A 6,720-nucleotide genomic window follows, 5' to 3' on the forward strand; every position below is an offset into this window, starting at 1 on the left:
GCTCGGCCGCTCGTGGGAGAACGTCTGTGAAACCCTTGTCGGTTACTACGACAAAGTCATCGACGAACGTGCCGCCATCCGCGTGATGACGGCGGTTCCGCTGTCAATGCAGCGCTGAGGGCCCTCGCGGATAATATCTCGGCCTAGAGACACTTAGGATGGTTGCACGCGCACCAGCGCAGTGCCGGCCTGCACTATTCGAGGCCGCTCATTCAGCCAGGGAAGGTTGGTCATGCCTCAGCAATCGGCACGGACATTGACATCCCAGCAGAAGACCACGTCACGCCGCCCCGCAGGAACCCTGTACCGGGGCCGCGAGGGTATGTGGTCGTGGGTCCTCCACCGGATCACCGGTGTTGCGATCTTCTTCTTTCTGCTGGTCCACATTCTGGACACGGCGCTCGTGCGCGTGAGCCCCGAGGCGTACAACGCGGTCATCTCGACTTACCAGACGCCGATCATGGGTCTCGGCGAGACGGCGCTCGTCGCGGCGATCGTGTTCCACGCGTTCAACGGGATCCGGATCATCCTGATCGACTTCTGGAGCGCGAAGTACCAGAAGGTGATGTTCTACGTCGTCATCGGCCTCTGGGTCGTCACGATGCTGGGCTTCGCCCCCCGCCACCTCATGAACGTCTTCAGTCACTAGGAGGAGCAGCCATGGCAACCACACTCGACTCCCCCAGGAGCCCATACGCGCGCCCGACGGGCAAGCGCGGCACCAACTGGGAAAAATGGGGCTGGATCTACATGCGCGGCTCCGGCGTCGTGCTCATCGTGCTCATCTTCGGTCACCTCTTCGTGAACCTGATGATCGGCAAGGGCGTCGACGCCCTCAACTTCGGCTTCGTCGCCGGCAAGCTCGCGAGCCCGTTCTGGCAGTGGTGGGACGTGGCGATGCTCTGGCTCGCCCTGATCCACGGCGGCAACGGCATGCGCACGATCGTGAACGACTACGCGACCCAGCGGGTCACCCGCGGCATCTTCAAGTGGGCCATCCTCGCCGCCGTCGTGATCCTGATCGTGCTCGGCACGCTCGTGGTCTTCACCTTCGACCCCTGCCCGGCCGGTTCGCCCGCCGACCTTCTTCCCACGTTCTGCCCGGCCATCTAGGAGCTCACACCAGCACATGACGGATGTATCAAACACCGCACCGACCGAATCCACCGTGATCGACGGCGTGCACTACCACAAGTTCGACATCGTGATCGTGGGAGCAGGCGGCGCAGGGATGCGCGCAGCCATCGAGGCCGGACCAGGGGCAAGCACCGCGGTCATCTCCAAGCTCTACCCGACCCGTTCGCACACGGGAGCCGCCCAGGGCGGCATGGCCGCAGCGCTCGCCAATGTCGAGGAAGACAACTGGGAGTGGCACACCTTCGACACCGTCAAGGGCGGCGACTACCTCGTCGACCAGGACGCGGCTGAGATCCTCGCGAAGGAGGCCATCGACGCGGTCATCGACCTCGAGAACATGGGCCTGCCCTTCAACCGCACCCCGGAGGGCAAGATCGACCAGCGCCGCTTCGGCGGCCACACGAGCGACCACGGCAAGGCGCCCGTGCGCCGCGCCTGCTACGCCGCCGACCGCACCGGCCACATGATCCTGCAGACCCTGTACCAGAACTGCGTCAAGCGCGGCATCAACTTCTTCAACGAGTACTACGTGCTCGACCTCGTGATGACCCCGGTCGACGGTGTCGACCAGCCGTCCGCCGTCGTCGCACTCGACCTGTCGAGCGGCGAACTGCACGTCTTCCAGGGCAAGGCCTTCATCTTCGCGACCGGCGGCTTCGGCAAGATCTACAAGACCACCTCGAACGCGCACACCCTCACCGGTGACGGCGTCGGCATCATCTGGCGCCAGGGCCTTCCGCTCGAGGACATGGAGTTCTTCCAGTTCCACCCGACCGGCCTCGCCGGCCTCGGCATCCTCCTCACCGAGGGAGCCCGTGGTGAGGGCGCGATCCTGCGCAACGCCTCAGGCGAGCGCTTCATGGAGCGGTACGCCCCGACGATCAAGGACCTCGCCCCGCGCGACATCATCGCGCGCTGCATGGTCAAGGAGGTCGCGGAGGGCCGCGGCGCCGGACCGAACAAGGACTACCTGTACCTGGACTGCACCCACCTGGGCGCCGAAGTGCTCGAGACCAAACTGCCGGACATCACCGAGTTCGCCCGCACCTACCTCGGCGTCGACCCGGTCACCGAACCGGTGCCCGTGATGCCGACGGCGCACTACGCCATGGGCGGCATCCCGACCAACGTCAACGCCGAGGTGCTGCGCAACAACACCACCGTCGTTCCCGGCCTCTACGCCGCCGGCGAGTGCGCGTGCGTCTCGGTGCACGGCTCGAACCGGCTCGGCACCAACTCGCTCCTGGACATCAACGTCTTCGGCAAGCGCGCGGGCAACAACGCCGTCGCCTACGTGAAGACCGCGGAGTTCACCCCGCTGCCCGATGACCCGGCCGGGACGGTGCGCGAACTGCTCGAGGGCATCCGCTCGTCGACAGGGACAGAGCGCATCGCCGTGCTGCGCAAGGAACTGCAGGAGACGATGGATGCGAAGGCGCAGGTCTTCCGCACCGACGAGTCGCTCTCCGAGGTCACCGAGGTGATCCACTCGCTGCGCAACCGGTACAAGAACATCGGCGTGCAGGACAAGGGCCGCCGGTTCAACACCGACCTGCTCGAGGCCGTCGAACTCGGCTTCCTGCTCGACCTCGCCGAGGTCGTCGTGTACTCCGCCCGCAACCGCAAGGAAAGCCGCGGCGGCCACATGCGCGACGACTACCCCCTGCGCGACGACGTGAACTACCTCGTGCACACGATGGCGTACCTCACCGGTGACCCGCTCTCAGCGGATGCCGCAGACCACATTGCGCTGGACTGGAAGCCAGTCACCATCACGCGCTACCAGCCGATGGAAAGGAAGTACTGAGTGAGCACCGCATTCGCAGACGCCCCGGTCGTGCCCGAGGAGATTCAGTCCTTCACCGTCACGCTCATCATCCGACGCTTCAACCCGGAGGTCGACGACGAGCCGCACTGGGAAGACTTCGACGTGCAGATGTACCCGACCGACCGGGTGCTCGACGCATTGCACAAGATCAAGTGGGAGCAGGACGGCTCCCTGTCGTTCCGGCGTTCCTGCGCGCACGGTATCTGCGGCTCTGATGCGATGCGCATCAACGGCCGCAACCGCCTGGCCTGCAAGACGCTGATCAAGGACCTCGACATCACCAAGCCGGTCTACGTGGAGGCGATCAAGGGACTTCCGCTCGAGAAGGACCTCATCGTCGACATGGAGCCGTTCTTCGAATCGTTCCGGGCCGTTCAGCCGTTCCTGGTGTCCAACACCGCGCCCGTCGGCGGCAAGGAGCGCATCCAGACCGTCGCCCAGCGCGAGCGTTTCGACGACACCACGAAGTGCATCCTCTGCGCGGCGTGCACCTCGAGCTGCCCGGTGTTCTGGACGGACGGGCAGTACTTCGGCCCGGCCGCGATCGTGAACGCGCACCGCTTCATCTTCGACTCACGCGACGAGAACGCAGCCGTTCGCCTCGACATCCTGAACGACCGGGAGGGCGTCTGGCGCTGCCGGACGACCTTCAACTGCTCGGAGGCGTGCCCGCGCGGCATCCAGGTGACGCAGGCGATCGCCGAGGTCAAGCAGGCGATCCTGCGCGGCAAGGCCTGAGCGCAGGAGTCTCACACGCACGAATCTCATCCGGAGTAGCCGGTGGCGCCGACTCGGGTTTCGTCGCCACCGGCTGGTCGCGCGAGCCGGCGGCTGGCCGGGTCGAGTGACCGTCGCTCAGTCCACGAGCCAGATCGACCCGGCTCGGACAGTGCCGAACGAGCCGTTCTGGACCCGGGAGCGCCGCGCCGGAGCGAGGCGATCGGGCCCGGCCGGGACATCCGCTTCGGGTGTCGGATGACCGGTCTGGACGGGTGGACTCTCGGATCGTCGCAGATCCGGGCGGTCGGGCGCAAGAGGTGAGGGAGTCTCACGAGTGATTGCGCCCCCGAACTGGGGGTATTCGTGGGCGTTTGCGGAAATCGTTAGGCTTATGCGGTGAAGCCGCCCGCATTCGTGAACCGACTGACGACCCTGTCCAAGCGCATCATGCAGTGGCGGCCCGTGCGTGCATTCACGCACTTCGGGGAAAGCAGCGGTGCGATCCTCGCCGGGGGCATGACCTACCAGGCTATTTTCGCGATCTTCGCGGCGGTCTGGGTGGGCTTCTCGATCGCCGGGCTCTGGCTGACCTCGAACCCGGCGCTCCTCGACCAGCTGTACTCCCTGATCAACCAGTCCATCCCCGGGTTGATCGGCAAGGGTGGAGTGATCGACCCGACCCAGCTCGCGAGCCCGGGGGCGCTGACCTGGACCGGTGCGATCGCCCTCGTCGGCCTGATCGGCACGACCCTCGGCTGGCTCTCGACGACCGCGCAGGCCGTGCGCAGCATCTTCGGGATGCCGCGCGACGGCACCTTCTTCCTGCTCGTCAAGCTCAGGGAGCTCGGCCTCGGTGCGGGCTTCGGGCTCGCGCTCATCGTCTCCGCGCTGATCTCCCTCGCGAGCACGGAGGCCCTCGGCGGCATCCTCGGCTTCCTCGGCGTCTCGCGGGACTCGCTCGGGTTCATCGTGGGGGCGCGCACGATCGGGCTGCTCGTCGTGCTCCTCATCGACACCGTCACACTCGCCGTGCTGTTCCGGGTGCTGAGCCGGGTGCACATCCCGTTCCGGAAGCTCGTGTCCGGCTCCCTGCTCGGCGGGGTCGCGCTCGGCGGGCTCAAGGTGCTCGGCGGCGCCCTCCTCGGTGGGGCGGGCAAGAACCCCTTGCTCGCGACCTTCGCCGTCGTGATCGGGCTGCTGATCTGGTTCAACTTCATGAACACGGTGATCCTCCTCACCGCCTCCTGGATCTCGGTCGGGATGCAGGACGCGGGCATCCCGCCGCAGCCGGTGAACCCGGACGAGGCCGCGGCGGCGGCGGAAGCCCGCGAGCTCGAGGCGCGGCGGATCGCCGCGCTCGCGGAGCTGCGGGATGCCAGGGCGGCCCACGAGGCGTCCTCCTGGGGCCGGCGCTGGGCATCCGCTCGCCGGCTGCGCGCCGCCGAGAAGCGCGCAGCCCCCTTCGCCCCGCCGACCTAGACTTGGTTCATGCCGTCTACGCCTGCAGCTTCAACGCCGTCTGCCCAGCCGCTTCGCATCGCCTCGATCAACGTCAACGGGGTGCGCGCTGCTTACCGTAAGGGGATGGGCGACTGGCTGGCCGGACGGGACGTCGACATCCTCGCCATCCAGGAGGTCCGCGCTTCGACCGAGGACCTCGAAGGCCTGCTCGGGCCGGAGTGGAGCATTCTCCACGATGCCGCGACGGCCAAGGGACGGGCCGGGGTCGCCCTCGCGAGCCGGTCGACGGCATCCATTCACCGGGTCGAACTCGGCGCGGAGGACTTCGACAGCGCCGGGCGCTGGCTCGAGGCCGACTACGAGGTGAACGGCACGATCGTGACCGTCGTGAGCACCTACGTGCACTCCGGCGAGACCGACACCCCGAAGCAGGTCGAGAAGTACAAGTTCCTCGATGCGATGCTCGCTCGGCTGCCCGAGCTCGCGGCGCACAGTGAACGCGCGGTCGTGCTCGGCGACCTCAACGTCGGGCACCGCACCCTCGACATTAAGAACTGGCGCGGCAACCGCAAGCACGCCGGGTTCCTGCCGGAGGAGCGGGCGTACTTCGACCGCATCCTCGGCGCGGAGGACGAAGCCGGCTACAACGCCGGCGCCGGTCTCGGCTGGGTCGACGTCGGCCGCAAGTGGGCCGGTGAGGTGGAGGGGCCGTACACGTGGTGGTCGCAGCGCGGCAAGGCCTTCGACACGGATACCGGTTGGCGACTGGACTACCAGCTCGCGACCCCGCTCCTGGCGGCATCCGTCGTCGACTACACGGTCGACCGCGCGGATGCCTACGACCGGCGCTGGTCGGACCACTCCCCCGTCGTCGTCGACTACGCGCTCTGACCCATTTCACGCCTCCGGCTCCGGCCCGCGGCCACACGCTACGAAAGATCTGAATCATGGACAAGCCCCGTCTCTACTCCGGCATGCAGCCGTCGGCCGAATCGCTGCAGATCGGCAACTACATCGGCGCCCTGCTGAACTGGAAGTCGCTGCAGGAGACGCATGACGCGTTCTTCTCGATCGTCGACCTGCACGCGATCACCGTCGCGCAGGACCCGGCCAAGCTGCGGGAGAACACCCGCCGCACCGCGGCGCAGTACATCGCGAGCGGGATCGACCCCGACGCCTCGACGCTCTACGTGCAGTCGCACGTTGCCGCGCACGCGCAGCTCGCCTGGGTGCTGAACACCATCACCGGTTTCGGCGAGGCCAGCCGGATGACCCAGTTCAAGGACAAGTCTGCCAAGCAGGGTTCCGACGGCACCACGGTCGGACTGTTCGCGTACCCGATCCTGATGGCCGCGGACATCCTGCTCTACGACACGGTCGTCGTTCCCGTCGGCGAGGACCAGCGCCAGCACGTCGAGCTGACCCGCGACATCGCGGCGCGGTTCAACGCGCGATTCGGCGACACGTTCGTGGTGCCGGAGGCCTCCATCCAGAAGGAGACCGCCAAGATCTACGACCTGCAGAACCCGCTGTCGAAGATGTCGAAGTCGGCAGAGTCGCACGCCGGCGTGATC

7 protein-coding genes are annotated in these 6,720 nt (G+C 66.9%); all 7 read left to right on the plus strand.

Going from position 1 to position 6,720, the window contains the following annotated elements:
• Positions 1–232 precede the first annotated feature (232 nt).
• Positions 233–649: a succinate dehydrogenase, cytochrome b556 subunit gene (gene sdhC / locus QN345_RS13880; RefSeq protein ID WP_134449412.1), complete on the plus strand. Its 417-nt coding sequence runs from the start codon at positions 233–235 to the stop codon at positions 647–649.
• A gap of 11 nt (positions 650–660) precedes the next feature.
• On the plus strand, positions 661–1,113 hold the full coding sequence (locus QN345_RS13885) for a succinate dehydrogenase hydrophobic membrane anchor subunit (protein WP_322189423.1): 453 nt from the start codon (positions 661–663) through the stop codon (positions 1,111–1,113).
• A 16-nt stretch (positions 1,114–1,129) separates the two neighbouring features.
• Entirely contained in the window at positions 1,130–2,944 is a 1,815-nt protein-coding gene (gene sdhA, locus QN345_RS13890; RefSeq protein WP_322189422.1) for a succinate dehydrogenase flavoprotein subunit, read from the plus strand.
• Positions 2,945–3,703, plus strand: a complete 759-nt coding sequence (locus QN345_RS13895; protein ID WP_134449415.1) for a succinate dehydrogenase iron-sulfur subunit — start codon at positions 2,945–2,947, stop codon at positions 3,701–3,703.
• Between the two features lie 378 nt (positions 3,704–4,081).
• Positions 4,082–5,164 (plus strand): YihY/virulence factor BrkB family protein, encoded by a 1,083-nt coding sequence (locus QN345_RS13900; RefSeq protein ID WP_322136429.1) that lies wholly within the window; start codon positions 4,082–4,084, stop codon positions 5,162–5,164.
• A gap of 9 nt (positions 5,165–5,173) precedes the next feature.
• Positions 5,174–6,037, plus strand: a complete 864-nt coding sequence (locus QN345_RS13905) for an exodeoxyribonuclease III (RefSeq protein WP_322189421.1) — start codon at positions 5,174–5,176, stop codon at positions 6,035–6,037.
• Positions 6,038–6,093: 56 nt separating this feature from the next.
• The coding region (gene trpS, locus QN345_RS13910) for a tryptophan--tRNA ligase (RefSeq protein ID WP_416347668.1) at positions 6,094–6,720 on the plus strand (627 nt) is incomplete at its 3' end.

Source organism: Cryobacterium sp. 10I1 (assembly GCF_035019805.1).
Classification (GTDB): Bacteria; Actinomycetota; Actinomycetes; order Actinomycetales; family Microbacteriaceae; genus Cryobacterium; species Cryobacterium glucosi.

Coding starts and splice junctions, on each gene's coding strand:
- sdhC (WP_134449412.1), top strand. CDS start 233: ATGCCTCAGCAATCGGCACGGACATTGACATCCCAGCAGAAGACCACG.
- QN345_RS13885 (WP_322189423.1), top strand. CDS start 661: ATGGCAACCACACTCGACTCCCCCAGGAGCCCATACGCGCGCCCGACG.
- sdhA (WP_322189422.1), top strand. CDS start 1,130: ATGACGGATGTATCAAACACCGCACCGACCGAATCCACCGTGATCGAC.
- QN345_RS13905 (WP_322189421.1), top strand. CDS start 5,174: ATGCCGTCTACGCCTGCAGCTTCAACGCCGTCTGCCCAGCCGCTTCGC.